The organism is Curtobacterium sp. PhB172 (assembly GCF_003752545.1).
In the GTDB taxonomy this organism is placed as follows: Bacteria; Actinomycetota; Actinomycetes; order Actinomycetales; family Microbacteriaceae; genus Curtobacterium.
The window spans coordinates 12,437-37,650 of record NZ_RKIF01000013.1 but is presented as its reverse complement, the minus strand read 5'-3'; the positions used below and the strand labels follow the sequence as shown (position 1 = coordinate 37,650).

Sequence of the window (25,214 nt, the reverse complement as noted above, 5' to 3'; positions counted from 1 at the left end):
TGCCCCGTTCCTTTCGTTGCAGGTGCTGTGTGGAGCGGGGTGCGCCGGTGGACCCCTGGGGAGGGAAGTGTCAGTCGGTGGGCATGTAGCCGCTGCGGACGCTGTGCACGAGTCGTGCCAGCAGGGCGTCCCAGTCGGCGACGGACTGCTCGTCGATCGCGGGGCCGGAGGTGGCCAGCCAGTGTTCCGCGATCACGACGATGCCGCTCATGAGCGACTCGACGAGCAGGGCGGCGTCGAGGGGATCCGCTGCCGGGTAGCGGCGTGCGACCTCGTCGCGGAGTCGTTCGGTGACCCGCGAGAACGCCGTCTGGGTGAGGACCGCGGCCTTCGGGTCGTCCTTGCCCGGGTCGCCGAGGATCCGGTACATGCTCGAGATCGCGGCCGCCAGGTCGGCTCCGCGTGCGGCGGACTCGAGCTCGTCGAACATCGAGGCCCGGCTGCCGTCGCCGACCGGGGTGCGTGCCATGTCGGCGAGGAACCGGTCGATGATCACGGACAGCTCCTGCTCGCACACGGCCAGCAGGACCTCGTCGAGCGAGGCGAAGTGGTTGAACACCGTCCGCCGCGCGATGTCGGCCCGTGCTGCCAGGTCGTCGACGCTGAACTCACGGCCGCCGCGTTCGTCGACCAGGTCGCGTGCGGCCTGCAGGATCGCCGCACGGTGCTTCGCCTTGAGGGCGGCGCGGCGGTCGGTCGTGAGGGTCACGAATGACAACACTAGGTGCATCGATGCACTCGGTGCAACGACTACGAGTGCATCCTCAGGTTCGTACCCCGCGGTGGAAACTCGGTTCTGAACAGATGTGCGCGTGGTTGACTGCACCCAGCACGACCGCCGGTGCGACCGGCGGCGCGACCGCCAGAACGACCGCCGTACGAAGGAGTACTCGATGCCCGTCCGCCTGTCCCCGGAGACCCTCGACGAGATCGCCGCGAGCGGTGTCGCCGTCCCGACCTACGACCGCAGCGGGATCACCGCCGGCATCGTGCACTTCGGCGTCGGCGGCTTCCACCGCGCGCACCAGGCGATGGTGATCGACCGGCTGCTCCAGCAGGGCGAGGCGCGCGAGTACGGCATCTGCGGCGTCGGTGTCCTGGAGCAGGACCGCCGGATGGCCACGGCCATGGCGGAGCAGGGCGGGCTCTACACGCTCGTCCTCAAGCACCCCGACGGCACCCGCGAGTCCCGTGTCGTCGGCAGCATCGTCGACTACCTGCTCGCCGTCGACGACCCGGACGCCGTCGTCGAGAAGATGGCGCACCCCGACACCAAGATCGTCAGCCTGACCATCACCGAGGGGGGCTACAACTTCGACCACGTCACCGGCGAGTTCGTCGCGGACGAGCCCGGCGTCGCGGCCGACCTGCGGGGCGACGGACCGCCCCGCACCGTGTTCGGCCTGGTCGTCGAAGCCCTGCGTCGACGGCGTGACCGCGGCGAGCAGCCGTTCACCGTGATGTCCTGCGACAACATCCAGGGCAACGGCCACGTCGCCCGCGACATGTTCACCGCCTACGCACGCCTGCAGGACCCGACGTTCGCCGACTGGATGGACGAGCACGTGTCGTTCCCGAACTCGATGGTCGACCGCATCACACCGGTCACCGCCGACGAGGACCGCGCCTGGGTCCGCGACGAGCTCGGCATCGAGGACGCCTGGCCCGTCGTCGCCGAACCGTTCTTCCAGTGGGTGCTCGAGGACGACCACCCCGCCGGGCGTCCGCCGTACCAGGACGCCGACGTGCAGATCGTCGAGGACGTCGAGCCGTACGAGCTGATGAAGCTCCGGTTGCTCAACGCCTCGCACCAGGGCCTGTGCTACTTCGGGTACCTCTCGGGGTACCGCTACGCCCACGAGGCCACGCAGGACCCCGCGATCGCCACGTTCCTGCGCCGCTACATGGACGAAGAGGGCTCGCCGACCCTGCACCCCGTGCCCGGCATCGACCTCGAGGACTACAAGTCCACCCTCATCGAGCGCTTCCAGAACCCCGAGGTCCGCGACACCCTCGCGCGCCTGTGTGCCGAGTCGAGCGACCGGATCCCGAAGTGGCTGCTGCCGGTGGTCCGCGACAACCTCGCCGCCGGCCGGCCCGTCACGTTGTCCGCCGGCATCGTCGCGTCGTGGGCGCGTTACGACGAGGGCACGGACGAGTCCGGCGAGCCGATCCAGATCGTCGACCGGCTGGCCGAACCGCTGCACCGCATCGCCCTCACCCAGCGCGACGACCGGCTCGCCTTCATCGCGAACCGGCAGGTCTTCGGTGACCTGATCGACGATGAACGGTTCGTCGCCGCCTACCGGGACGCCCTCGACGGGCTCATCGCCGACGGCGCCCACGCCACGGTCGAACGCTTGTCGCGTTCGTGACGCGAGTCGCGCCCTGCGCGTGACCGGACGGCGGACGGGAGGCCCGGTTCCAGCTGGCACCGCGCCTCCCGTCCGGTGCCTGGTCACGTCACGGGCTAGGGTCGCGTCGTGAACCGGACCGACCGCCTGTACGCGCTCGTCGAGGAGCTCCGCGCCGCTGCGCCCGCGCTGCGGAGCGCGCGCCGACTCGCCGAGCGGTTCGGGGTCAGTGTGCGCACGGTCGAGCGGGACCTGTTGTCCCTGCAGCAAGCCGGAGTGCCGATCTGGGCCGAGCCGGGGCGGACCGGCGGGTACACGATCGACGCCCGTGCGACGCTCCCGCCGCTCGGGCTGACCGTCGACGAAGCGCTCGCGGTGGCGATCGGCCTCGGCGCGCTCGCCTCCAGCCCGTTCCGAGACGCGGCGCGCAGCGCTGCCCGCAAGGTCACCGCGGTGCTCGCCGAGGACGACGCCCGACGGGCAGCGCGACTCGCGAGTCGCGTGCACCTGCTGGAGTCGGGGGAGCGCACGCCGGCTCCCACGGCGCTCGCCGGTGCGCTGACGGGCGGGCGCGTCGTCCGGATGCGGTACCGCGACGCGGCGGGCACGGAGACCGATCGCATCGTCGAACCGCTCGGCTACATCGGGAAGGGCGAGGACTGGTACCTGGTCGCGTGGTGCCGGTTGCGCGACGGCGTCCGTGCCTTCCGCGGCGACCGGGTGCTGGCGGTCGAGGAGACCGACGAACCGGCACCGCCCCGAGTGGTCCGACTCGACGAACTCGACATCCCGCACGGCGTCCTGCGCCCCGTGCTCGGGGACTGAACCGCCAGATCCGCCTGCTCATTCGCCGAAACACCGACAGGACGGTGTCGCGGTGGTCGCGCATGCTCGACGAGTCCGGTCACGGTGGCCGGCCAGGAGGGCTTCCCGTGCAGTTCGCATCCGTCCGGATCATCACCGACGACCTCGACGGGATGGTGCGGTTCTACGAACGCGTCACCGGGACCGAGGCGCGGCGACCCGCACCCGTCTTCGCCGAGATCGTGACCGGCGGCGCCGTGCTCGCCCTCGCGACCCCGGCGACCGTGGCGATGCTCGGACCGGCCGCGCCCGAGCCCCGCACGAACGGCAGCGTGTTCCTCGAGTTCGTGGTGGACGACGTCGACGCCGCGTTCGCTGTCTTGCGTGGCGACCTCGACGACGTGGTGCTGCCGCCGACGACGATGCCCTGGGGAAACCGATCGGCGCTGTTCCGTGACCCTGACGGCAACCTCGTGAACCTCTTCAGCCGTCCCGCTTGACCGTGTATTCTGTCAGTCACTGACAGAATTGAGTGCACATGCAGCTCCACGTCGAGACCCACGGACACGGCCCTGTCCGGGTCGGACTCGTGCACGGCATCCTCGGTTCGGCGCTGGTGTGGCGCGACCTCGTGTCCCACGCCGATCCGGACCGGTACACGTTCCTCGTGCCGGACCTGCGGGGTCACGGCGAGAGCGACCGCGCGGCGTCGTACACACTCGCCGCGTTCGCCGACGACCTCGCCGAGACGCTGCCGCAGGGGCTCGACGCCGTCGTCGGACACTCGCTCGGCGGACGGGTGCTGTTCGACGCCGTCGACCGGTTGCGCCCGGCCCGCGCGGTGTACCTCGACCCCGGCTTCCACCTGCGGGCACCGGGGCGGAGCGTGCTCGGGCAGGCATTCTGGGCGCTGCCCGGGCTGCAGCCGTTGCTCGTGCAGGCCTACGACCGCACCGATCCGCGGTGGGGTCCGGCAAACGTCGCCCGGGCCGAGGAGAGTCACCGGCACTGGGACCGCACGATGCTGCGCGACGTCCTGCGAGCGGTCGCGACGGCACCGGTCGCTCCGGCGGCCCCGTTCGTGCCGTCGACGCTCGTGCTCACCGACGACGGTCGACACGTCGTGCCCGACGCCGAGGTACCGGTCTACGAGCGCCTCGGGTGGGACGTCGAACGGGTGCGCGGCGTGCACCACGACCTCGCGATGGAGGACGCCGCGCGCACGATGCGGCTCCTCGACGACGTGCTCGGCGGGGCCCGCGCATGAGCGTCACCACGGTGTTCGGCGGGGTGTCCAACGTGCTCGTCACGGACGGCACGACGTCACTGCTCGTGGACGGCTTCTTCAGTCGTCCCTCGTTCCCGCGGCTGATGCTCGGCCGGCTCCGACCGGACGTCACCCGGATCGAGGACGCCCTCGCCCGGTTCGACGTCGACCACCTCGATGCCGTGCTCGTCTCGCACTCGCACGCCGACCACGCCCTCGACGCTCCCGTGGTCGCGGACCGGACCGGGGCGGAACTCGGCGGCTCGGCGTCCACCCGGATGATCGCCACCGGGTACGGGCTCGACCGCGTGCCCTTCCGGGAGCTCCACGACCGCGAGTCGTTCGCGGTGGGGGCCTTCACGGTCACGCCGCTGCACGCCCTGCACAGTGACGGCGACGCGGTGCCGGGCGAGATCACCGAGCCGGTCATCCTGCCGGCCCGGATGCGCGACTTCCGGACCGGCGGCTGCTTCTCGTTCCTGTTCGAGCACCCGGACGGATCGGTGCTGGTCCACCCGACGGCGAACTGCATCCCCGGAGCGTTCGCGGGGCTCCACGCCGACGCCGTCTACCTGGGTGCGGGCGCCGCCGGCGCGAAGCCGACGGCCTGGATCGAGCAGTACTGGCAGGAGACCGTCGGCGCCCTGCACTCGAGCGTCGTCCGACCGGTGCACTGGGACGCGTTCTGGCGTCCGTTGACCCGTCCGCTCAGGCCGCTGCCGAAGAAGCTCGACCGCCTCGACGTCACGATGCGCGCGTTCGCACGCCTGGCGGACGCCGACGGTGTCGACCTCCGGCTGCCGGAGCTCTGGCAGCGCGAGACGGTCTCCGGGCGGTCGGTGTCGTGACGGAGGTCCGGGCGCAGAACCGGCGGGCGCAGAACCGGCGGTCGACGGAGCGTGCCGTCGAGGACGCAGCGGTCGCGCTGGTCGGCGCGCGCGGGTTCGACGTCGTCACCGGGGCCGAGATCGCGACCGCGGCCGGCATCACCGAGCGCACGTTCTTCCGGTACTGCGCTTCGAAGGTCGACGCGTTCCTGTTCGTCTCGCGCGACGTCCACGACGCCGTCACCGCCGCGGTGACCGCCCCGGTGCCGTTCGGTGCGTTGACCGAGGTGATCGCCGAGGTGCTCGGGACGTTCGAGCGCGACCGCCACGACGACCTCGAGCGCCTGGTCCGGGTGCGCGCGCTGCTCGTGGCCGATCCGGCACTGCTGTCCGCCGTGCTCGAGCGGGACGCCGCGCAGACGCTGGAGCTGCAGTCGGCGTGGCAGGGCGCCGACCGGTTCGCGGTGCCGTTGGCCCTGCTCGCGCTGCGCGCCGCGTTCGACGCGTGGGCGGAGCGCCCCGCGGGGGAGTTGCTCGGCGCGGCGTTCCGTCGGACGTGCGCCGCGCTGCGGGCGGCCACCGGCGGCTGATCGCACGTCATGCCCTGGACGCGTCCACCTGGCTGGCGCGAGGATGCGTGGCGGGCGCCACCCGGGCCTCCCGTCCGCTCAGCTGTCAGGAAGCACGTCGTCGGCCCACGGCACCGGCGTCGTCTCGCCCGTCTCCCAGTCGTGGCGGAGGACCCCGTACCCGACCGACGCGACCGCGCGGCCGCCTTCGATCGGCCACCCCTCGCGGTAGTGCGCCTCCTTGACCCACCCGGCACGCACGAAGACCCGGCGCATCGCCGTGTTGTCCTCGCGGGTCTGGCCCTCGAAGCGGGTCACTGACGGCAGGGTGCCGAAGACGTGGTCGGTGACCGCACGCAGTGTCGGGACGCCGAGTCCGCGACCTCGGAACGCGCCGGCGATGCGCAGGTCGAACAGCGGGACCGGGTCCTCCAGGTCCTCCAGCCGGACGAACCCGATGCGGCCGTGCTCCGTGTGGTCGACCCAGTACGAGTCGTGCTCGTCGTCGCGGTACGAGCCGGACGCCACGGCCTCGACGGCCTCCGCACGGGTCCACGACCGCCGCACGTGGAACGGGAAGTCCTCGGTCGACAGGAAGTCGACGAGGGCATCGTGGTCGATCCCGATCGGGTCGAGCCGGGTCAGCCGGACGGAGCGCTCGGTCATCCCGCCACGCTAGCGGGGACGCAGCGTGGTGGCCCAGCGTCCGATCGCGTCGTACGCCTGCTCCCGCACGTCGGGCGCGGACAGCACCACGTCGTGTACGGCTCCGGGCAACCGCCGGACCGTCACCTCGTTGCCGAGCGACAGGGCGCGATGGGCCACCGTGTCGACGTTCAACGCGACGTCCGCGTGTGCCATCCCGGGGTCCCACCGGGGCTGCAACATGCTCTTGTCGCTGAGCATGACCAGGACGGGGACCTGGATGTCGAGCCCGTGCTCGACCGTCTCCTGCCCCGCGAAGACCGCCGCGAGCCAACCGGGGTGCAGGGGGAACCCGCGGTCCGGTCGCCACTGCTGGTCGTACGTCCACGAGCCCTCGCCGGCGGCCGACACGGTGCGCGTGTAGAAGCCGGGGTCGACGGCGGGCATCGGGGCGAGGGGGTTCCGCTTGGCGCCGAGCTTGATGACGGGCGCGACGATCGCCCGGCCCACGGCGGTCGCCTGGAACTCGAGCCACGGACTGTTCAGGACGATGCCGTCGACGAGTTCGGGGTGGCGCGCAGCCCACAGCGACAGGGTCAGACCGCCGGTGGAGTGCCCCATCAGCACGAGCCGCCGCTCGCCGGGACCGGGGTGCTCGGCGGACACCGCGTCGAGCGCCGCGGCGATGTCCTCGTCGTACACCGCCAGGTCGTCGACGTTGCCCGGGGTCTGGTGGGGGCGGAGGCTCCGGCCGTACTTCCGCAGGTCCAACGCGTGGAAGCGGGCCCCGAGCCGTTCGACCCGCTCCGCCAGCTCGGTCTGGAAGAAGTAGTCCGACCACCCGTGCACGTACAGCACGTCGGCGCCGTGCAGCGGTCCGCGCCCGTGCAGCAGCAGGTCCGTCGGGGTGTGCCGACGACGGACGAGGGTGGCGACGACCAGCCCCTCGGAGTCGGTGCCGAGCGGCAGTTCGAGTTGCTCGTAGGGCGCCCCGAGGACGTCCTCGTGCCACCGCTGGACGACCATGACCCCACCGTATCCGGCGCCGCTGCGGGTGGTACCGGGGTACCACGGTCGCTCCGCGGAGATCGTCTGCGACGGCGATGTGGCGGACCCGGTCGTCTCCGTACCGTTGCCGCATGATCGAGATCCAGAACCTCTCCAAGCGCTACGGCGAGAAGGTCGCCGTCGACGACGTGTCCTTCACGGTGCGCCCCGGCGTCGTCACCGGCTTCCTCGGTCCGAACGGCGCGGGCAAGTCCACCACGATGCGCGCCGTCGTCGGACTGGACCGGCCGACCTCGGGCACCGCCCACGTCGACGGACGCCCCTACCGCGAGCTGCGCGACCCGCTGCGTCGCGTCGGCGCACTGCTCGAGGCGAAGGCGGTCCACAAGGGACGCAGTGCCTTCGACCACCTGTCGGCGCTCGCCGCGACGCACCGGATCCCGACGGCCCGGGTGCACGAGGTCATCGGGATGACCGGCCTCGAGAACGTCGCGAAGAAGCGCGTCGGCGGGTTCTCGCTCGGCATGGGGCAGCGGCTCGGGATCGCGGCGGCTCTGCTCGGCGATCCGCAGACGCTGATCCTCGACGAGCCGGTCAACGGCCTCGACCCCGAGGGCGTCGTGTGGGTGCGTCGACTCGCCCGCAGCCTGGCCGCCGAGGGGCGTGCGGTCTTCATCTCGAGCCACCTCATGAGCGAGATGGCGCTGACCGCCGACCGCATCGTCGTGATGGGTCGCGGCCGGGTGCTCGCGGACACGGACATCGCGGACCTGGTCGCCGCCGCCACGGAGCGGTCGGTCACCGTGCGGACGCCGGAGCCCGAGCGGCTCCTCGACGCGATCGCCGGCCCGGACGTCACGATCGGCTACGAGGGCGACGGGGCGCTGCAGGTCCGTGGCCTCGGTGCCGAGCAGATCGGCGAGGCAGCCGGTGCCGCGGGGATCGTCCTGCACCAGCTGGCCACCACCGAGGCGAGCCTGGAGCAGGCCTACCTCGAACTCACGCACGACCAGGTCGAGTACCGATCGGAGGTGGCCCGATGAGCGCGGTCACGAGCAACGCCCTGCCGCGGCACGACGGAGCCGGCAGCCACTCGTCCGGCGTCCACTTCTCCGGCGTCCTGCGCTCGGAGTGGATCAAGCTCCGCTCGCTGCGGTCGACGGCGTGGAGCTTCCTGCTGGTGCTCGTCCTGCCGATCGGCATCGGCGTGCTCCTGGCGGCCTTCGCGGACAACGGCGGTCAGGGGCTCACGGGTGACGCGGCTCGGAACGCGCTCGTCCTCTACAGCACGAGCGGCACGATGCTCTCGTCGCTGATCGTCGCGGTGATCGGTGCCCTCGTCGTCACCGGCGAGTACGGCACCGGCATGATCCGCTCCTCGTTCGCGGCGGTCCCACGGCGGTCGGTCGCACTGGCGGCGAAGGGGATCGTCCTCGCCGTGGCCGTCTTCGTCACGAGTGCCGTGAGCGTCTGGGCCACCGCCTTCATCACCCTGCCCATCGCCGCGGGACGGAACGTCGAGGCGTCGCTGGACGCGAGCGTCGCGATGCCGCTGCTGGGTGCCTCCGTCTACCTGACGCTCATCGCCCTGCTCGCCTTCGCGGTCGGTGTGGTCCTGCGTTCCACCGCCGGGGCGATCGCGGGTGTGCTCGGGCTGATGCTCGTCGCCCCGGTCGTCGTGCAGCTGGTGCAGTCGTTCACGGGAGCGGACTGGCTCGGCACGCTGACGAACCTGCTGCCGCAGAACGCGGGCCAACCGCTCATGCAGTTCGGCACCGAGGTGACGTCGGGGTGGCACGACGGCGTCCTAGCCTTGGGGGGATGGAGCGGATTCGCGGTACTGCTGGCCTGGGTGGTCGTCGCCTCGGTGACGGCACTCGCCCTGGTCGAGAAGCGGGACGCGTGACCCCTGCCGACCTCGCCCCCGGTGCCGTCGTGGACGGCATCGGGGGCATCGCCCTGCCCGATGCACCCGGTCGTCTCCGGCGGTTCTGGGCGCGCCACCCGGTCATGACCGACGTGCTGCTCATGGTCTTCTGGGGTGCGATCGAGGTCGTCGTGGCGTTCCGGAGTGCGTGGCAGGTCGACGGGAGCCCCGCTGCGCGGGTCACGGTCGTCGTCCTCGTGGTCATCGCCGTCTCCGGCATCCCGCTCCGGCGCACGCACCCCGCGGTGACGGCGGTGCTCGGGCTCGCTTCCGTCGTCGCGATGACGTGGACGGAAGCGGGGTACTCGCCGGTGCTCTTCACCGTGTACGCCGCGACCGTGTGGTGGTCGCGTGCCGCCGGGTGGTGGACGGCCGCGGTCGCCGTCGTGCTGGCCGCGGGGGCGACTGCGCTGCGCGTCTTCGTGGTCGCGCCGGGGTCCGGAGGACTCGCGGACGTCCTGTACCCGCAGCCCACGACGTTCCTGCTGGCAGCGGTCCTGATCGGGGTCAACGTGTCGAACCGCCGTCGCTACACGCAGGCGCTGATCGACCGGGCACACCAGCTGGCCCGGGAGCGCGACCAGCAGGCGCAGCTCGCCACCGCCGCGGAGCGGGCCCGGATCGCGCGGGAGATGCACGACATCGTGTCGCACTCGCTCACGGTGATGGTGCGGCTGGCCGAGGGCGCGGCGGCGGGGGCGTCCGCCGGTACTCCCACCGGTTCGGCGGGGTCCGCTGCCGCTGCCATGCGCGGAGTCGCCGACGTCGGCCGTGGCGCGATGGGCGACATGCGCCGCATGCTCGGGGTGCTCGGAGGCGACGGCGAACCCGCGCTCGCGCCGCAACCGGGCATCCACGACGTCCCGCAGCTCGTCGACCGGTTCCGCGCGCTGGGCACCCCCGTCGCCCTCGAACGCATCGGCGTCGTCCCCGACGACGATGCCCTGCAGCTCGCCGTGTACCGGGTCGTGCAGGAGGGCCTCACCAACACCGCCCGGCACGCGCAGCGCGTCCGATCGGTCGACGTCCGCGTGGCAGCGTCCGCCACCGAGGTCACCGTGGTCGTCACCGACGACGGACGGCCAGGAGGCCCGGCTCGGCCGGGCGGATCGGCCCACGCCCCAGCGGGGTCGGGTCGAGGGCTCATCGGGATCGACGAGCGCATCCGCGCGCTGGGTGGGCAGGTGCGCGCGGGCTCCCGCGACGGCACCGACGGTTGGCAGATCCGGGCGACGATCCCGGTCAGGACGGAGGACCGGTGATCCGCGTGGCGATCGTCGACGACCAGCAGCTCATCCGGACCGGGTTCCGGCTGCTGCTCGAGGCGCAGCCCGACATCGAGGTCGTCGGTGAGGCCGGTGACGGCGGCGCGGGTGTTCGGCTCGTGCGTGCCCTGCGTCCGGACGTCGTGCTCATGGACGTCCGGATGCCCCACGTCGACGGCGTGACGGCGACGGCCGCGATCGTCGAGCAGGTCCCCGAGACCCGGGTGCTCGTGCTGACGACGTTCGACCTGGACGAGTACGCGTTCGGTGGCCTGCGTGCCGGGGCGAGCGGGTTCCTGCTCAAGGACGTCAGTGCCGCGCAGCTCCTCGACGCCGTCCGGTCCGTGGCAGCGGGGGAGGCCGCCGTCTCACCGCGGGTGACGCAGCGGATGCTCGAGCTCTTCGGCTCCGTGCTGCCGGACGAACGGCCGGCGGGCCCGGACCCGCTGGAGCCCCTGACCCCGCGGGAGCGCGACGTGCTGCTCGCGATGGCCCGCGGGTTGTCGAACCCCGAGATCGCCGCACACCTGGTGACGAGCGAGTCCACGGTCAAGACCCACGTCGGGCGGGTGCTCGGCAAGCTCGGCCTGCGCGATCGAGTGCACGCGGTGATCTTCGCCTACGAGCACGGTCTCGTGCCGCGGTCCTAGCTGCGCGGGGCCCTCGCGAAGAACAGGGTGATCGCGCCGAGGGCGATGGACGCGACGATCAGCACCCAGGCGAGCACGGGGATCAGCCCGTCCCACGGGGTGAACAGGAGCACGATGCCGATCACCAGCACGACGGCGGCGGCGATCAGCACGAGGCGGTGCGGTCTTGCCGGGTGGGTTCTGGTCACAGGTGCACCGTACGCGACGGGACTGCGGACGGGCGCAGTCGCGCGCCGCTAGCCTGGCCGCAGTGACACGTTCTCCCGCTCTGTGACGCAGAGCCCATCCAGCGACACCGGTTCGCTCCTCGGACGAGGGGCGGTGATCTCGTGCGCCCGGAACGGGGACTCCCGACGGAGTTCCCCAGCAACCCGGCGCCCTGTCGAGACCACTCCAGAGAGACCGTTCGTCCATGTCATCGTCTTCTTCTTCATCCTCTCCTTCTGCTCCCGCCGACCGCTCGGGGCTCCGCGCTTCGTGCGGTGACTGCTTCGCCCTCTGCTGCACCGCCTTCGGGTTCCAGCGGTCCAGCGACTTCCCGATCGACAAGCCCGCCGGCACCCCGTGCCGGAACCTGGCCGACGACTTCTCCTGCACGATCCACCAGACGCTCCGTCCGCGGGGCTTCACCGGGTGCACCACGTTCGACTGCTTCGGGGCTGGCCAGTACGTCTCGCAGGTCCTGTTCGACGGCACGAGTTGGGTGGACCGGCCGGACTCGAAGCCCGAGATGTTCCGGGCCTTCGCCGTCGCCCGGCAGCTCCACGAGATGCTCTGGTACCTGGCCGAGGCGGTGTCCCGCTCGACGACTCTGGGGTCGGCGGAAGTGCCGACCGGGCTCCGGCACCGGGTCCAGCAGATCCTCGACGGCGAGCTGTCGGGCCTCCTCGCGGTGGACGTCGAGTCGCTCCGGTCCGAGGTCCGTTCCGTCCTGATCGACGTCAGTGCCGAGGCCCGAGGCGGGTACCCCGCCGCCGGCGAGGCGGCCGGCGACCTGCACCCGTCGGCCGACCTGGCTGGCCGCGACCTGCGATCTCACTTCCTGGTCGGCGCCGATCTCCGAGGTGCCGTCCTGATCGCCGCGGACCTGCGGGGATGCGACCTGTCGGGTGTCGACCTGCTCGGGGCGGACCTGCGCGACACCCGGCTCGGGGGAGCGGACCTGTCGAACGCGCTGTTCTTGACTCAACCCCAGGTGAACGCTGCGCAGGGCGATGCGTCCTCGGTGCTGCCCGACGACCTCGACCGTCCAGGGCACTGGCCGCTCCCGTGATCGGGTTCAGGGCAGGACGATGACCTTGCCGGCGATCCGCCCGGCTGCGCCCTCGGCGTGCAGTGCGCGCAGCTCGGCGAGCGGGATGCGTCGCGTGACCTCGACCGTCAGAGCACCGTCGTCGACCAGTGCGACGAGCTCTGTCAGGCGTTCGCGGTTGGGCAGGACGAACACGGTCGCTGCACGAACGCCTCGGGACTCGTCACCCGGCGTGGCCATGAACGCCGTCGTGCTCACGACGACTCCGCCGTCACGGACCGCTGCGACGTCCGCCGCGAACTGCTCGGGCTCGATCGGCGCCAGGTTGAGCAAGACGTCGACCTGACCGTCGAGGGCGTCGAGCAGGTCGGTGTCGGTGTGGTCGATGACCTGGTCGGCACCGGCCGTGCGCACGGCGTCGGCACTGCGTGGGCTGGCGGTCGCGATGACGTGTGCTCCGGCGCGCTTGGCGAGCTGGACGGCGTACTTGCCGACGACCCCGCCGGCACCCACGACGAGCAGACGCTGCCCGGCGGTGAGTCGGCCGTCGTCGAACAGGGCCTGCCATGCCGTCAGCGCGACGGACGGCAGCGCGGCTGCGTCGGTCAGTGGGATGCTCGTCGGTGCTGCGACCACGGCGTCCGCCGGTGCGATGACGTACTCGGCTGCCCCGCCGTCGCGGTCCATGGGGAGGAACGCGATGACCGCGTCGCCCACGGTCAGACCGGTCACGCCCTCGCCGATCGCCTCGACCGTGCCGGAGACGTCGTAGCCGGGGACGTGCGGTAGCTGGATCGGGATCGGCAGGAAGCCGGCCCGCATGCCGTTGTCCGCGGCGTTGTACGCGGACGCCGCGACGCGCAGTCGCACCTGTCCTGCTGCCGGAGTCGGCTGCTCGACCTCGCCGTACTGGAGGACCTCGGGTCCGCCGACTTCGTGGAACTGCACTGCCTGCATGGTCATGCCTTTCGTAGTTGCTTCGAATTCGAAGCGCTTGCTGGAGACGCTAACACTGCTTCGAACTCGAAGCAACAGGTAAGATGGCTGCATGAGCAACACCCCAACCGCGCTGACCCCGACACAGCTCGGCGCCTACTTCGCGCTGACCGAGGTGAGTGCACTCCTGCGCCCCGCGGTCGAGAAGCAGCTCCGCGACGTCGGCGGGTTGAGCACCGTGCAGTTCCAGCTCCTGGCGCGGTTGGGGGATGCTCCGGAGGGGCACCTGCGCATGACGGACCTTGCCGACGGTGTCGTCTACAGCCGCAGCGGGCTGACCTACCAGGCGCAACTGCTCGAACAGCGCGGGCTCGTCACGAGGTCCCCGTCGCCGGACGATGAACGCAGCACCGTCGTCGCGATCACCGACGCGGGGCGCGACGTCCTTGCCGACGTGTTCCCCGGCCACATCGGCACCGTGCACGGACTCCTGTTCGCTCCCATCTCGGACGACGATGCCAATGACCTCGCCCGGGTCCTCGGGCGCATCAGCGAGCACCTGCGATCGAACCCACCGCGGTCGGCGTCGCGACGATCCGTGAAGGGGGCGTCCGCGTGACCGTCGGAGCGCGCGCCGCTCGGTGGATCATCGTCGGCTCAGTCGTCGTCGGACTGGCGCTGACCGTCTACGCGACGTCCTACTGGCTGTTCCCGACGTCGTTCCAACTCCAGGAGCGGTTGCCCGACGGATCGATCAACCCGCGCGCATGGGCCGACCTGCTCGTCGCGTACGTCCTCGCGCTCGGCTGCTTCGCGGTCGCCGGATGGGTGGGCGTGCAGCGACTCCGCACTCGCCGCTGAGGCGTCAGCTGCGCGTGCGTGACCGTCGCCGCGACACGGTGGCGACGACGAGCGTGGCGACGCCGAGCGCGATCCCGATCAGACCGAGCAGGTAGCCGAACAGCATCAGGATTCCGCCGCCGATGTTCGCACCGCCCCCGGTGTCGTTCGCGAGCGACCACGCACCGATCCCGACCGACAGGAAGGCGCCCAACAGGAACACCGTGCACATCAGGTGCAGGACCCTCGTGCTCTGGGAGGTCATGGCGACTCGCTTCCGTGCGTGGACCGGTACCGGATGGTAGCGCGACCTGCGAGGGTGGAGCGATGACCCTCGAGATGCTCTGGGAACGAGCCGATCCAGCCCAGGTGCTGCGGAGCCGCTTCGGGTTCACGGACGTCGACGCTGCCGAGGACTGGGTCATCCGGACGCTCGACCGGTGGTGGAACGTGCACGTCGTCGCGTGCGAGCGCATCGTGATGAGTGACCACAACGCACTCGCCTGGGTGTCGACCGCCGAGGGACGGATGCTCCTGAAGTGGTCGATCGCACCGGAGGGGTTCGAGCGCTTGGCGTTCGCGGCGGACGTCACGACGTGGCTCACGGAGCGCGGCTTGCCCGTTTCCACCCCGGTGCCGACGCCCGACGGACGGGTGCAGGTCGAGGACGACGGAGTCTCGATGGGGCTCCAGCACGTCATCGACGGAACACTGCTGGACGTCCGTGAACCGGCACAGGTCCGCGCGGCCGGTGCGACGCTGGCCCGCTTCCACGACGCCCTGCGCGACAGCCCCGATCGGGCGCGTGCAACCGGTGTGCGCCCGCCGCCGACCCCACTCACGCAGCAGATCGAGGGTTGGCTGAACGGCGCGCCGGGGCAGGTGCCGGACCGTGCCCGGGTGGCACTGCGACGGCTGCTGGCGGCCGCGCCGTCCGACGGGCTGCCGGTCCAGATCGTGCACGGGGACTACCGGGCGGCGAACGTCCTGTGCGCTGACGCGGACGTCGTCGCCGTCATCGACTTCGAGGACCTGCGCCGCGACCACCGCATCGTCGAACTGGCGCGGTCGGCCGTCCTGCTCGGGACGCTCTTCCACGACTGGGGGCCGGTCCCCGAAACCGTCCATCGGCAGCTGCTCGACGGCTACCGCTCGGTGAGCGCGCTCACCGCCGACGAGCTCGCGTGGTGGGACGTCCTGGTGCTCTGGAACACGATGCTGTTCGTCCCGCCGGGGGATGACCCCACCGGGTGGGGCGCTGCCGCCGGGGCGCTCGCCGGTTAGCGGCCGAAGCGCTTCGCCGCCCGGGCGACGGTCACGAGCGCGGCGACCCCGAGTGCGATCCCGGCGATGCCGATGACCATGCCGCCCATGTACATGAACCCCGCTGCGAAGTTCACGCCGGTGCCGTCCGGGGTGAGGATCGTCCAGACGGAACCACCGGCAGTGAGCAGGAAGCCCAGACCGAGGAAGACGATCGCGAGAGTGACGATCGAGCGGATGTGGTGCATGGTCCGAACCTACCGAACCCGCACCGGTGGCAGAGTGGCGTGATGGGGAGCATCCGGAACATCGCGGTCGGGCTGCCGGTCAAGGACGGCCACGTGCTGCTGTCCGAGTCGTTCGACCAGAGGCGCGGCCTGCGCTTCCACCGCGCGGTCGGCGGCGGCATCGAGTTCGGGGAGACCGCCGTCCAGGCGCTCCGTCGCGAGTTCCGCGAGGAGCTCGACGTCGCACTCGACGAGGTCCGGCAGCTCGGTGTCCTCGAGAACCTGTTCGAGTACGAGGGGCAGCCCGGGCACGAGTACGTCCACGTGTTCGCCGTCCGGTCGGCCGATCTGGACGAAGAGCCGCTCGACGCCGAACTCGTGGTGCTGGACGAGGGCAGCCCGGTGCGCTGGGTGCCCGCCGAGACGGACGCGCCGGTGTTCCCGGACGGCGTGCTCGATCTGCTCGCGGGTACCGTCCCGATGGAGTCCTCGGCCAGCTGATGTCACGAGCCCGTCGGCCCCTCGGTTGCCGGCGGCGCACCCCTCATCGCCCCAGCACTCGGCGGCCAGCTTGGTGCGTGCAGGTGTGGCCGGGATCGCGTTCACGAACGATCGTCTCTGACTGTTGTGCCGGCCAGCACGGCGCCTGGCGCCGCCCTGCACCAGGATTCACCCGGAAGCTGCCTCGAGCGATAAAGATCACGTGGGCATAACCCTTGTCTGAGCATTCATTAAGCCCGATGTGAAACTACCTGTTCTGACCTGGGGTTTTGCGTTCTGCCCCCAGGACGGGGGCCGGGTGCCGACACCCAGCCTCCTCATATGCTGCGCAAACTGACAGCAACCCGTGCTGTCGATCACGTAGGGGGTTTCGTGCGCACACTGCTGCACGCTCCGCGCACGAGGAAGCGCAGTATCGCTGCTGCAACCCTCGGCGCGCTCGCACTTGTCGGATCACTACTCGTCGCCACACCGGCGCAGGCCATCAATGACACCGGAACCGGGGGCGTGTTCGTGCCCGCATCCGGCCGTGTCCTGGACACCAAGGCTGGTACAGGCGGGTTCACTACGCCGATGGAGGCGGGCAAGTACCGGACCATCAAGATCGCCGGCGTCGCCGGGATCCCCAATGACGGCACCGTCGGTGCTGTCTCGCTGAACGCAACCGTCAGCGGTACACCGTCCGCAGGCACGCTCTTCGGTCGTCCGGATGCGGACACGTCGCGCACGACGATGCTTATCTACAACGCCAACACTGGCGAGTACGTCTCCAACACCGCGATCGTCGCCGTCAGCGCCGCCGGCACCATCCAGGTGTCGACCGAGACGGCCGCACGACTGATCCTCGACGTGCAGGGCTACTACACCGCCAACACCGACGGCACCGCCGCCGGCGGCTTCGTCCCCGTCGCAGGCAAGCGCATCGTCGACACCCGCTCCGGGCTCGGCGCCCCGAAGGCGCTCCTCGCACCCGGGAAGAGCGTCGACATTCAGGTCACCGGTGCCAACGGCGTCCCGGCCGGCGCGTCCAGCGCGGTCGTGAACCTCCTCCCGATCAACTCCACCGCTTCCGACGGCTACCTCACCCCGTACGCGACCGGGACCACCCGTCCCGACAACGCGTTGCACTACGCACCGTCGGTGAACACCTCGATCCAGGCGCAGGTGCGCCTGTCCTCGAGCGGGAAGATGACGATCTACAACGGCTCGTCCACCATCAACCTCGTCATCGACCTCCAGGGGTACTTCACGAAGGCCGGCGTCACTGGCGCAACCTTCACGCCCGGCATCGGTCGGGTCTTCGACTCCCGCGCGACGGGAAACACGATCCTCGCCAAAAACGAAACCCGCGCCATCCAGGTCGCCGGGCAGGCCGGTGTCCCCGTCATGGGCTCCGGCATCACCGCAGTCGTGCTGACACTGACCGCCGCACACGGCGGCAGCGACGGTCGCGCATCCGTCTGGGCCAACGGGACCACGCAGCCGGAGACGACGTCGATCAACTTCCAGACCGACGAGATCCGCACCAACACCGTCACCGTCGCCCTCGGCGCCAACGGGAAGATCAACCTCAACAACGTCGCCGACCCCACCAACTACGTCATCGACGTGCAGGGGTGGTATGTAGACCCCACTGCGCCGACAATTGGCTGCGCTGCACCCTTTGCTGCGGGTTCCTGGGTTCGGGACGAACAAGCGCAGGCAAACGGTGTTACTTGTACAGTCACCGCCCCGGCAGCAAGCACGAGCAGCCAAGAGCTTCAATTCATTGTGAACGGTGCGCTGGACTCAACTGAGGTGCTCAATGAATCCGGCCGCTCAACCTTCACGTACAACCTGCAGTATCTGACCGGGATAGTCACGATCGAAGCTGTCGTGACCGACGGCACTACATCGAGTGCGACGACTAGCACTCAGTTCGGTGTGGGATCCTGGGACTCGGAAAGCCTCATCCCGTCAACTGAAGACGGGGCTATCACGGAGCCAACGATCGCGCTATTCCCGTTCCTCTCAACGTCGGCAGTCCTCCCTTCGGACGCTCGCGTCTCGTACACCCTTGTCGACGAGACCACGGGTGCAGTGCGGGTGGAGCAGCTTCAAGACGAGCCCCTCTTAATTGACGACGAACCCCTCATTCGAGGGCATTCCTACGCGTGGTCGACGATCGTGCACGCTGCGAACAGTTGGGGTACGACCGGGTCGCTCGAGTCGCCGTCCTGGCACTTCCGAGTTGCGGCTGAAGGCGAAGCAACCACCCAGCCCGGATTTGCCGCCGAGGGCGGGGGCATGTCCGTGAGGGCTGCTCCCAATGGATGCACGAAATCCCCAGACCGCATCTTCTTGGCGAACTTCAAACCGGCCTGTGACGCACATGACATTTGTTACGGAAAAAACTCAAAGACGTCGCGCTTGAACTGCGATAAAGCTTTGAAGGCCAACATGCTCAAGGCTTGCTACGCTGCATATGGCGGTAAGGTGGGGGCAGTTCTCGCGGGTTGCCCTGCTTGGGCAGGCGTGTACTACGCCTTCGTTCGAAAGTACGGTAAGTCCCATTATGTTGGGAAGGGTAGTAAGGCATGAATATCTCACGCGCGGCTCATCTAGTGAGCACTTCATTGCTGATTGCAGGCTTTGTGCTGACGGCTTGGGGTGGAAGCGTCCTGCTTGATCCCTCCGAAGGAGGCTTCCCGTTCGGTGCAGCCGGTGCTTTCGTTGGGGGGATGGTCATTGGCGTTGCGGGAATCGTCACATTTGTGGTTGCTCTCATTGTCGGAGTCATCCGGGCGAAGCGGCGTGCAAGTTAATATCTATTAACACGCCGAGAAGGGGCGAGGGCGTTCCCGCTCCCGCCCCTTCCTTGGCATATTCTCTCGTTTCGGTCGCTGAGTCGTTGTCAGCGTGACGGCCGGGACACCCGCTCCGGCCCCGACTGCCCCTCACCGGGGTGTCGGGGTCTTGTGCTGTCACGGCTCCCTAAACGGTGAGGAGCGCTTCCATCTCCGCTGAAACGTTCCGAGAGGCACCATTATCGGACCTGAGTCGACATCATTCGCTAGTCATTCGAGCTCTCACCCGTCTCGACCGTGGTGCGAACCAGTGCCCGCTGCCGGACTGCGAAGTGTTTGCCTTCGACGAGGTACTCGCTCGGACTCGTTGGCTCGCGGACTCGCCCGAGTAGGGCCGCGAGTACCGTCTTGCACCCCTACGGTTGCGAAACGTCTCGTCGGTAGCACCGCCGAGGCGCTCCGTCCCGCGGAATCCGGGGTGCGGCGGTTCTCACAACCATGTCTCGCAAGCGTCTTCGGTGAAGGTGTCATTGACAGTGGCTTGCGAGACAAGGGTGGCGACGCAGATCGGGTCCGGCTCGCCTGTGGGTCCGGCAGGGGGACACGGCTCGGCGCGAGGACCCCTCGTTGCCGCGGGCGTGCGCCGCGACGACCGACGTGTTGTCGATGGAGGTGCATCGGGATCTCGTGTCTCACGTGCTGCACGCTCGTACTGAGATGACCGCCGGCGACGAACGGGCAGAGGCGGGCACTCTCGGAGCCGCCCGTCATCGTCCGGCGGGCCGAGATCGCCCCCGCTGACGTCACGATCCCGTCACGACGGGCGCTTTCCCAGCGGACACGGCGGCGTTCCGCGGCGAAGTCCCGGCGACCGCCCGAGATCGGCTGGGACGCTCCCGAACTACTGCACCAGATCGGTGCGTGATGCACCACGGGGGATCCACAGCGATGACGATGAGACGTGCAGGGGGAGCCGCGCTCGGCTTCGTGGGCGGCAGTGTGCTCGCCGGGTTGATGGTCGGGGTCGGCGTGACGCCGATGATCGCGGTCGCCGGCGTGAGCACGACGTCGGCGATCGGGGTGTTCGAGTCGCTGCCGGAGCACATCGAGATCGGGGACCTGCCGCAGCGGAACGAGGTCTGGGCCTACCGTGGCGGTGAACCGGTGCACCTGGCGAACGTGTGGGCGCAGGATCGGCAGGAGCTGTCCTTCGACCAGATCAGCGACCAGCTCAAGCACGCTGCGGTCGACGGTGAGGACAAGCGGTTCTACGAGACCGGTGGTGTGGACGCGACGTCGATGGTCCGCTCCCTGGTGAGCGTCGCCGCGTCGCAGGGCGAGGGCGGCTCGGGTGGCTCGACGCTCACGATGCAGCTCGTGCGCAACATCAAGATCCAGCGGGCGAGCGAGCTGCCGACGCTCGTGGAGCAGAAGGCCGGCTACAAGGAGGCGACGAAGCGGTCGCCCCAGCGGAAGCTCGCCGAGATGAAGCTCGCGATCGGCCTTGCGAAGAAGTACACCAAGGAGCAGATCCTGACGGCGTACCTGAACATCGCCTACTTCGGCGACCAGACCTACGGCGTGCAGTCGGCCGCGCAGCACTTCTACGGCAAGTCCGCCACCGACCTGACCCCGGCCGAGGCGGCATCGCTCATCGCGATCGTGCAGTGGCCGGAGCGCCGCGACCTGTCCACGCCGGAGCACTACCGCGACAACGCCGCACGGCGGAACGTGATCCTCCGTTCGATGCACGAGCAGGGGCACCTGACGACCGACGAGTACCGCACGGCACGGCTGTCTCAGGTGGCTGATTACGTGCGCATCACCGCGCCGCAGCAGGGGTGCGAGGCCGTCGAGACCGGGGCGGAGTTCTTCTGCGACTACGCCAAGCGCGTCGCCGCACGGCTGCCGCAGCTCGGCGCGACGAAGCAGCAGCGCGCCGATGCTTGGCGGACGGGTGGGTACCGCATCCAGACGACGCTCGACCTCGACCTGAACGCGAAGCAGAAGGACCTGCTCGACCGGTACGACCCGAAGACCGAGACTCGTCTCGCGCTGGGCGCGACGCTGAACACCGTCGAGGCGGGCACCGGCCGGGTGCTCACGATGGCGCAGAACACCGACTACGACCGGTCGGAGCAGGCGCCACCGACGGCGACGTCGCTGAACTACGCCGTCGACCAGGCCGACGGAGATTCGACGGGCTTCCAGACCGGCTCGACGTACAAGATGTTCACGCTGCTGGCGTGGCTCGAGGCCGGCCGCAGCCCGGACACGGTCGTGAACGGCACCCCGCACCCGCAGAGCACGTGGACGGCGTGCGGCGAGCAGACGACGGCGTTCTGGCAGCCGAAGAACGACTCGCCCGGCCAGAAGGGGCCGTACTCGGTGCGCTCCGCCACGGCCCAGTCCGTGAACGCCGCCTACCAGTCGATGGCCGCGCAGCTCGACCTGTGCGACATCCGCGACGTCGCGAAGCGCCTCGGTGTGCACCTGGCCGCCGGCGGTGAGCTGCCGTGGAACCCAGCGTCGCTGCTCGGTACCGAGAGCATCGCGCCGCTGACGATGGCGGCGGCGTACGCGGGCGTCGCGAACGGTGGTCGGTACTGCGCGCCGGTCGTCATCGACCAGGTGACCGCACCGGACGGCACGGAGCTCGGCGGGCAGCCGCGCACCTGCTCGCAGGCCGTCTCGCCGCAGACCGCGGCGACGGCGTTCGAGGTCATGCAGGGCGCGTTCCGAGGCGGCACGGCGAGCGGCGGCCAGACCCCGGACGGCACCACGCTGTTCGGCAAGACCGGGACGGCCGACGCCGCCGACCAGGTGTGGTTGGTCGGCGGGAGCTCGCGCGCGGTGACCGCGTACTGGCAGGGCAACACCGACGGCGGGAAGCACAACCTGCGGTACTACTCGAACGGTCAGGGCGGCACCTACGCGGGGTCCCGCGCAGCGGTCTGGCGCGATGCGCAGACCGCTGTGAACGCCGCCTTGCCGGTGGGCTGACGACAGCAGCGGGTCACGTGCACGAGACGCGACACCGAACAGACGGGAGGCCCGTTGCCAGCTGGCAACGGGCCTCCCGTCTGTTCGTCGGTTGCGTTCTAGGACAGCTTCTTGCTGTCCTCGAGCCAGCCCGCGAGCTGCTTCATGTAGTCGGCCTGCGAGGCGTAGTCGAGCGCCGGGAAGGTGAAGCTGTGCACCTGGCCGGCCTCGAGCGCTGCGTTGTCGGCGAAGGTCGGCTGCTTCTCGAGGTCCGCGACCTGGTAGCCCTGCTGCGACAGCAGCAGCACGTCACCGGTGATCTGGCCCGCGTTCTCCCACGAGTAGATGCCCCAGTAGAAGCCCTTCGGCTTCGGGGTCACGAAGTCGACCCCGAAGGACGAGTACATCTGCAGCAGCGGCTCGTCGGTCGGACGGGTGACGTAGGCGCCGTCGCCGTCGGCGTACATGGAGACGACCGACAGGTCCTTCTCCTTCGCGACCTTCTCGAGCTCGTCGCCGGCGGTGTCGAAGCGCTTCTCGGCGGCCTCGATCGTCGACTCCTTCGCGCCGAGGGACTCGCTCAGGTCGGCGATCTTCTCGATGACGTCCTCGCCCTTGCCGCCCCACTTGACCTGGACGACCGGCGCGATGGCCTCGATCTGCTTCTCCTGCTCGTTGTCCTTGAAGCCGTAGCCGGGCTGCGTGTCGTCGAGCGTGCCCTTCTCGTCGGTCGGGTAGACCGAGGTCACGATGAGGTCGGGCTTCAGCGCGGCGAGCTTCTCGAGGTCGATGTCGCCGTAGGCGGTGCCGAGCTGCGTGATGCCGTCGGTGTCCAGGTCGTCGAACCGGGCGTCCTTCGCCATGGTCAGCTGGCCGAAGGTGCCGACCGGCTTCAGGCCGTACTCGATGAACGAGATCGCGATGTCGTTCAGCACGACGACGCGCTTCGGCGTGTGGTCGACCTTGACGGTCGTGCCGGTGGCGTCCTCGTAGGACCAGGCCTTCGACGCCGCGGTGTCACCGTCGGAGTCGTTCGAGTCGGTGCTCGAGCAGCCGGCGAGGAGGAGGGCCGAGACGGCCACGGAGGTCAGGAGGGTGGCTCGGAGGGAGCCGCGTCGGGAGAGCTTCACGTTAGGAGAGGCTAACCTAAGTGCGCGGCACCCGCCAGTTCGACGTCCGGTTCGGCATGCGGCGCCGGGTCGTGCTCGTCGGCCTCGGGCACGATCATCGGGGCGCCGGTCACGGGGTCCGGGAACACGCGCGCGTGCAGCCCGAAGGCGCGCTCGAGCAACGCGGGGGTCAGTACCTCGTGCGGTGCCCCGTCGGCAGCGACGCCGCCGTCGTGCAGGACGACGAGCCGGTCGGAGAACCGAGCCGCGAGCGACAGGTCGTGCAGGACCATCACGATGGTGGAGCCCTGCTCGCGGTTGAGTCGGCGGACCAGGCGCAGGACCTCGAGCTGGTGTGCGAGGTCCAGGTAGGTCGTCGGTTCGTCGAGCAGCAACGTGTCGGCCTGCTGCGCCACCACCAGGGCGATCCACGCACGCTGTCGCTGGCCACCCGACAGGCTCGCGACGTCGCGGTGGGCGACGTCGGTCAGCCCGGTCGCCGCGATGGCATGCTCCGCCACGTCGGCGTCGTCCGCGGTCCAGGGCTTCGCCCACGACTGGTGCGGGTTGCGGCCGCGCATCACCAGGTCGAGCACGCTCGTGCCCGCAGGAGCGACGGGGGACTGCGGCAGGATCGCGAGCTTCCGTGCGACCTGGCGGTTCGGTTCCTTGCGGATCGGGGCACCGTCGAGCAGGACCTCGCCGGACTGCGGCTTCAGCACGCGCCCGAAGGCCTTGAGCAGGGTCGACTTGCCGCAGCCGTTCGCGCCGAGGAACGTCGTCACTGTCCCGCGCTCGATGCGCAGGTCGAGGTCGGTCAGCACGGGGTGCCGGTCGTAGCCGACGGACAGGCCGCGGGCTTCGAGGACCGGGGTGGACGGGGGTGTCGACGGGGGAGTCATCGGGACATCTCCTTGCGGTGACGGATGAGGAGCCAGATCAGGTACGGGGCGCCGATCACGGTCGTGATGATGCCGACGGGCACCTGCCACGGGAACGCCGATCGGGACAGCAGGTCCGCCGCGAGGACCAGCGCGGCGCCGAGCAGACCGGCGAGCAGCAGTGGCGGCCGGTTCGTCCCGGCCAGCCGGAGTCCGACCTGCGGCACCACGAACGCGACGAAGCCGACCGGTCCCGCAGCGGCGACGGCGGCGGCGGTGAGCACGACGGCCAGGGCGATCACGAGCAGGCGGTGCCGCTGGACCGCGAGCCCCACCCCGGTCGCGACCTCGTCACCGAGCTGTCCGATGCCGAGCGCCGCACTCGTCGCCAGGGCGATCGGCACCGCGACCGCGGCGACGATGAGGAGCGGCCAGACGCTCGACCACGAGGTGCTCGACAGGCTGCCGACGAGCCACTGCGACGCCGCGGTCGCGATGGTGATCTTGGCGCGGACGAGCAGGTAGCTCGTCACGGCGTCCAGGGTCGCGCTCACGCCGATGCCGACCAGGATGAGCCGGTAGCTCTGCACCCCGCCGCGCCAGCCGAGGCCGTACACGACGGCGGCGGCCACGAGCGCGCCGATCGTCGCGGCCACCGGGATCCCGCCGCTGAGCACGATCGAGGACACCGAGTACGTGCCCCCACCGAGCACGATGGCCGCCACGGCGCCGACGCTCGCGCCCGACGTCACGCCGATGATGTCCGGGGTGCCCAGGGGGTTCCGCGTGAACGTCTGGGTCAGTGCGCCGGCGATGCCGAGGGTCAGCCCGACGAGCGCGCCGGTGAGGACACGGGGGAGCCGGAGTGTGGTGATGATGAAGCCGTCCGGGCCGGTCTCGAGCCCGACCAGGGAGCGGAGCACGATGCCCGGGGCGATCCAGGTCGAGCCGATCGCGACACCGAGGACGACGAGCACCAGGACCAGACCGAGCGAGGCCACCGTGTACCAGAACACCCGCGGGCGCCAGGCGAGGCCGATCGGACCGATGCGGACCCCGGTCCGGCCGGGCGCTCGGACGGCTGCGCCGGACATGGACACGGATGCTCGTTCGGTCGTGCC

General features: G+C 70.2%; 27 protein-coding genes. 17 read left to right on the top strand and 10 right to left on the bottom strand.

Translation table 11 applies throughout. The features are described from left to right. Positions 1–70: 70 nt before the first annotated feature. Positions 71–709 carry a TetR/AcrR family transcriptional regulator gene (locus EDF42_RS18130; RefSeq protein WP_165901448.1) on the bottom strand — a complete coding sequence of 213 codons (639 nt, stop codon included), beginning with the start codon at positions 707–709 and terminating at the stop codon, positions 71–73. 184 nt (positions 710–893) lie between these two features. Between EDF42_RS18130 and EDF42_RS18125 the strand changes: the two genes are divergently transcribed. From EDF42_RS18125 to EDF42_RS18100, 6 genes are all read left to right on the top strand, one after another. After that, the gene (locus EDF42_RS18125) at positions 894–2,375 is read left to right on the top strand and encodes a mannitol dehydrogenase family protein (protein WP_123338661.1); all 1,482 of its coding nucleotides are present in this window, start codon (positions 894–896) and stop codon (positions 2,373–2,375) included. 108 nt (positions 2,376–2,483) lie between these two features. After that, positions 2,484–3,179: a YafY family protein gene (locus EDF42_RS18120; RefSeq protein WP_123673855.1), complete on the top strand. Its 696-nt coding sequence runs from the start codon at positions 2,484–2,486 to the stop codon at positions 3,177–3,179. A gap of 107 nt (positions 3,180–3,286) precedes the next feature. Continuing rightward, a complete protein-coding gene (locus EDF42_RS18115; RefSeq protein WP_123673853.1) occupies positions 3,287–3,658 on the top strand; it encodes a VOC family protein in 372 nt (123 codons plus the stop codon). A gap of 38 nt (positions 3,659–3,696) precedes the next feature. Then, positions 3,697–4,425 carry an alpha/beta fold hydrolase gene (locus tag EDF42_RS18110; RefSeq protein ID WP_123673851.1) on the top strand — a complete coding sequence of 243 codons (729 nt, stop codon included), beginning with the start codon at positions 3,697–3,699 and terminating at the stop codon, positions 4,423–4,425. Then, positions 4,422–5,273, top strand: a complete 852-nt coding sequence (locus EDF42_RS18105) for an MBL fold metallo-hydrolase (protein WP_123673849.1) — start codon at positions 4,422–4,424, stop codon at positions 5,271–5,273. The genes EDF42_RS18110 and EDF42_RS18105 overlap by 4 nt, the downstream gene beginning before the upstream one ends. Next, positions 5,270–5,842 (top strand): TetR family transcriptional regulator, encoded by a 573-nt coding sequence (locus EDF42_RS18100; protein ID WP_123673847.1) that lies wholly within the window; start codon positions 5,270–5,272, stop codon positions 5,840–5,842. Before EDF42_RS18105 ends, EDF42_RS18100 begins: the two co-directional genes overlap by 4 nt. A 78-nt stretch (positions 5,843–5,920) precedes the next feature. Here the strand turns inward: EDF42_RS18100 and EDF42_RS18095 are convergent, their stop codons facing one another. Both EDF42_RS18095 and EDF42_RS18090 read right to left on the bottom strand, forming a co-directional pair. Further along, on the bottom strand, positions 5,921–6,487 hold the full coding sequence (locus tag EDF42_RS18095) for a GNAT family N-acetyltransferase (RefSeq protein ID WP_123673846.1): 567 nt from the start codon (positions 6,485–6,487) through the stop codon (positions 5,921–5,923). A gap of 9 nt (positions 6,488–6,496) precedes the next feature. Continuing rightward, positions 6,497–7,492 (bottom strand): alpha/beta hydrolase, encoded by a 996-nt coding sequence (locus EDF42_RS18090; protein ID WP_123673844.1) that lies wholly within the window; start codon positions 7,490–7,492, stop codon positions 6,497–6,499. Positions 7,493–7,605: 113 nt separating this feature from the next. On the opposite strand from EDF42_RS18090, the gene EDF42_RS18085 reads away from it, so the two are divergent. From EDF42_RS18085 to EDF42_RS18070, 4 genes are read left to right on the top strand one after another with little or no spacing between them, the layout of a single operon-like run. Then, positions 7,606–8,517 (top strand): ABC transporter ATP-binding protein, encoded by a 912-nt coding sequence (locus tag EDF42_RS18085; protein WP_123673842.1) that lies wholly within the window; start codon positions 7,606–7,608, stop codon positions 8,515–8,517. After that, positions 8,514–9,380 (top strand): ABC transporter permease subunit, encoded by an 867-nt coding sequence (locus EDF42_RS18080; RefSeq protein WP_123673840.1) that lies wholly within the window; start codon positions 8,514–8,516, stop codon positions 9,378–9,380. The genes EDF42_RS18085 and EDF42_RS18080 overlap by 4 nt, the downstream gene beginning before the upstream one ends. After that, the gene (locus tag EDF42_RS18075; RefSeq protein WP_185041056.1) at positions 9,377–10,663 is read left to right on the top strand and encodes a sensor histidine kinase; all 1,287 of its coding nucleotides are present in this window, start codon (positions 9,377–9,379) and stop codon (positions 10,661–10,663) included. Before EDF42_RS18080 ends, EDF42_RS18075 begins: the two co-directional genes overlap by 4 nt. After that, positions 10,660–11,316, top strand: a complete 657-nt coding sequence (locus EDF42_RS18070) for a response regulator transcription factor (RefSeq protein WP_123673837.1) — start codon at positions 10,660–10,662, stop codon at positions 11,314–11,316. Before EDF42_RS18075 ends, EDF42_RS18070 begins: the two co-directional genes overlap by 4 nt. Here the strand turns inward: EDF42_RS18070 and EDF42_RS18720 are convergent. Next, entirely contained in the window at positions 11,313–11,504 is a 192-nt protein-coding gene (locus tag EDF42_RS18720; RefSeq protein WP_123938330.1) for a hypothetical protein, read from the bottom strand. The two genes, EDF42_RS18070 and EDF42_RS18720, sit on opposite strands and share 4 nt — an antisense overlap. A 224-nt stretch (positions 11,505–11,728) precedes the next feature. Here EDF42_RS18720 and EDF42_RS18065 point away from each other — a divergent pair, with 224 nt between their 5' ends. After that, positions 11,729–12,589 carry a pentapeptide repeat-containing protein gene (locus EDF42_RS18065; RefSeq protein WP_123673835.1) on the top strand — a complete coding sequence of 287 codons (861 nt, stop codon included), beginning with the start codon at positions 11,729–11,731 and terminating at the stop codon, positions 12,587–12,589. A 6-nt stretch (positions 12,590–12,595) separates the two neighbouring features. Here the strand turns inward: EDF42_RS18065 and EDF42_RS18060 are convergent, their stop codons facing one another. Then, positions 12,596–13,525, bottom strand: coding sequence for an NADP-dependent oxidoreductase (locus EDF42_RS18060; protein ID WP_185041074.1), 930 nt, complete (start codon positions 13,523–13,525; stop codon positions 12,596–12,598). Positions 13,526–13,616: 91 nt separating this feature from the next. Here EDF42_RS18060 and EDF42_RS18055 point away from each other — a divergent pair, with 91 nt between their 5' ends. Both EDF42_RS18055 and EDF42_RS18050 read left to right on the top strand, forming a co-directional pair. Continuing rightward, positions 13,617–14,123: a MarR family winged helix-turn-helix transcriptional regulator gene (locus EDF42_RS18055; protein ID WP_123673831.1), complete on the top strand. Its 507-nt coding sequence runs from the start codon at positions 13,617–13,619 to the stop codon at positions 14,121–14,123. Continuing rightward, a complete protein-coding gene (locus EDF42_RS18050) occupies positions 14,120–14,365 on the top strand; it encodes a hypothetical protein (protein WP_123673829.1) in 246 nt (81 codons plus the stop codon). Before EDF42_RS18055 ends, EDF42_RS18050 begins: the two co-directional genes overlap by 4 nt. 4 nt (positions 14,366–14,369) lie before the next feature. Here the strand turns inward: EDF42_RS18050 and EDF42_RS18045 are convergent, their stop codons facing one another. After that, the gene (locus tag EDF42_RS18045; RefSeq protein ID WP_123673827.1) at positions 14,370–14,609 is read right to left on the bottom strand and encodes a hypothetical protein; all 240 of its coding nucleotides are present in this window, start codon (positions 14,607–14,609) and stop codon (positions 14,370–14,372) included. A gap of 62 nt (positions 14,610–14,671) precedes the next feature. Between EDF42_RS18045 and EDF42_RS18040 the strand changes: the two genes are divergently transcribed. Continuing rightward, positions 14,672–15,628 carry a phosphotransferase gene (locus tag EDF42_RS18040; RefSeq protein ID WP_123673825.1) on the top strand — a complete coding sequence of 319 codons (957 nt, stop codon included), beginning with the start codon at positions 14,672–14,674 and terminating at the stop codon, positions 15,626–15,628. Here the strand turns inward: EDF42_RS18040 and EDF42_RS18035 are convergent. Further along, positions 15,625–15,855 (bottom strand): hypothetical protein, encoded by a 231-nt coding sequence (locus EDF42_RS18035; RefSeq protein WP_123673823.1) that lies wholly within the window; start codon positions 15,853–15,855, stop codon positions 15,625–15,627. The two genes, EDF42_RS18040 and EDF42_RS18035, sit on opposite strands and share 4 nt — an antisense overlap. A 42-nt stretch (positions 15,856–15,897) precedes the next feature. Here EDF42_RS18035 and EDF42_RS18030 point away from each other — a divergent pair, with 42 nt between their 5' ends. From EDF42_RS18030 to EDF42_RS18020, 3 genes are all read left to right on the top strand, one after another. Continuing rightward, positions 15,898–16,335 carry an NUDIX hydrolase gene (locus tag EDF42_RS18030; RefSeq protein ID WP_123673821.1) on the top strand — a complete coding sequence of 146 codons (438 nt, stop codon included), beginning with the start codon at positions 15,898–15,900 and terminating at the stop codon, positions 16,333–16,335. A gap of 321 nt (positions 16,336–16,656) precedes the next feature. Further along, positions 16,657–18,915: a phospholipase A2 gene (locus tag EDF42_RS18025; RefSeq protein ID WP_221181046.1), complete on the top strand. Its 2,259-nt coding sequence runs from the start codon at positions 16,657–16,659 to the stop codon at positions 18,913–18,915. A gap of 1,154 nt (positions 18,916–20,069) precedes the next feature. Next, complete coding sequence (locus EDF42_RS18020) at positions 20,070–22,124, top strand: transglycosylase domain-containing protein (RefSeq protein WP_260235564.1); 2,055 nt, start codon at positions 20,070–20,072, stop codon at positions 22,122–22,124. Positions 22,125–22,222: 98 nt separating this feature from the next. Here the strand turns inward: EDF42_RS18020 and EDF42_RS18015 are convergent, their stop codons facing one another. The 3 genes from EDF42_RS18015 to EDF42_RS18005 are packed head-to-tail and all read right to left on the bottom strand — an operon-like array spanning position 22,223 to position 25,187. Continuing rightward, positions 22,223–23,233 (bottom strand): ABC transporter substrate-binding protein, encoded by a 1,011-nt coding sequence (locus EDF42_RS18015; RefSeq protein WP_123673815.1) that lies wholly within the window; start codon positions 23,231–23,233, stop codon positions 22,223–22,225. A gap of 11 nt (positions 23,234–23,244) precedes the next feature. After that, complete coding sequence (locus EDF42_RS18010) at positions 23,245–24,114, bottom strand: ABC transporter ATP-binding protein (RefSeq protein WP_123673813.1); 870 nt, start codon at positions 24,112–24,114, stop codon at positions 23,245–23,247. Then, complete coding sequence (locus EDF42_RS18005; RefSeq protein ID WP_260235563.1) at positions 24,111–25,187, bottom strand: iron ABC transporter permease; 1,077 nt, start codon at positions 25,185–25,187, stop codon at positions 24,111–24,113. Before EDF42_RS18005 ends, EDF42_RS18010 begins: the two co-directional genes overlap by 4 nt. Positions 25,188–25,214 lie beyond the last annotated feature (27 nt).

Bases quoted from the DNA above. Each gene is read 5' to 3' on its own strand.
- EDF42_RS18125 (WP_123338661.1), top strand. From the start codon at position 894: ATGCCCGTCCGCCTGTCCCCGGAGACCCTCGACGAGATCGCCGCGAGC.
- EDF42_RS18110 (WP_123673851.1), top strand. From the start codon at position 3,697: ATGCAGCTCCACGTCGAGACCCACGGACACGGCCCTGTCCGGGTCGGA.
- EDF42_RS18105 (WP_123673849.1), top strand. From the start codon at position 4,422: ATGAGCGTCACCACGGTGTTCGGCGGGGTGTCCAACGTGCTCGTCACG.
- EDF42_RS18095 (WP_123673846.1), bottom strand. From the start codon at position 6,487: ATGACCGAGCGCTCCGTCCGGCTGACCCGGCTCGACCCGATCGGGATC.
- EDF42_RS18090 (WP_123673844.1), bottom strand. From the start codon at position 7,492: ATGGTCGTCCAGCGGTGGCACGAGGACGTCCTCGGGGCGCCCTACGAG.
- EDF42_RS18085 (WP_123673842.1), top strand. From the start codon at position 7,606: ATGATCGAGATCCAGAACCTCTCCAAGCGCTACGGCGAGAAGGTCGCC.
- EDF42_RS18080 (WP_123673840.1), top strand. From the start codon at position 8,514: ATGAGCGCGGTCACGAGCAACGCCCTGCCGCGGCACGACGGAGCCGGC.
- EDF42_RS18065 (WP_123673835.1), top strand. From the start codon at position 11,729: ATGTCATCGTCTTCTTCTTCATCCTCTCCTTCTGCTCCCGCCGACCGC.
- EDF42_RS18060 (WP_185041074.1), bottom strand. From the start codon at position 13,525: ATGCAGGCAGTGCAGTTCCACGAAGTCGGCGGACCCGAGGTCCTCCAG.
- EDF42_RS18055 (WP_123673831.1), top strand. From the start codon at position 13,617: ATGAGCAACACCCCAACCGCGCTGACCCCGACACAGCTCGGCGCCTAC.
- EDF42_RS18045 (WP_123673827.1), bottom strand. From the start codon at position 14,609: ATGACCTCCCAGAGCACGAGGGTCCTGCACCTGATGTGCACGGTGTTC.
- EDF42_RS18040 (WP_123673825.1), top strand. From the start codon at position 14,672: ATGACCCTCGAGATGCTCTGGGAACGAGCCGATCCAGCCCAGGTGCTG.
- EDF42_RS18035 (WP_123673823.1), bottom strand. From the start codon at position 15,855: ATGCACCACATCCGCTCGATCGTCACTCTCGCGATCGTCTTCCTCGGT.
- EDF42_RS18030 (WP_123673821.1), top strand. From the start codon at position 15,898: ATGGGGAGCATCCGGAACATCGCGGTCGGGCTGCCGGTCAAGGACGGC.
- EDF42_RS18025 (WP_221181046.1), top strand. From the start codon at position 16,657: ATGCTGCGCAAACTGACAGCAACCCGTGCTGTCGATCACGTAGGGGGT.
- EDF42_RS18020 (WP_260235564.1), top strand. From the start codon at position 20,070: ATGACGATGAGACGTGCAGGGGGAGCCGCGCTCGGCTTCGTGGGCGGC.
- EDF42_RS18010 (WP_123673813.1), bottom strand. From the start codon at position 24,114: ATGACTCCCCCGTCGACACCCCCGTCCACCCCGGTCCTCGAAGCCCGC.
- EDF42_RS18005 (WP_260235563.1), bottom strand. From the start codon at position 25,187: ATGTCCGGCGCAGCCGTCCGAGCGCCCGGCCGGACCGGGGTCCGCATC.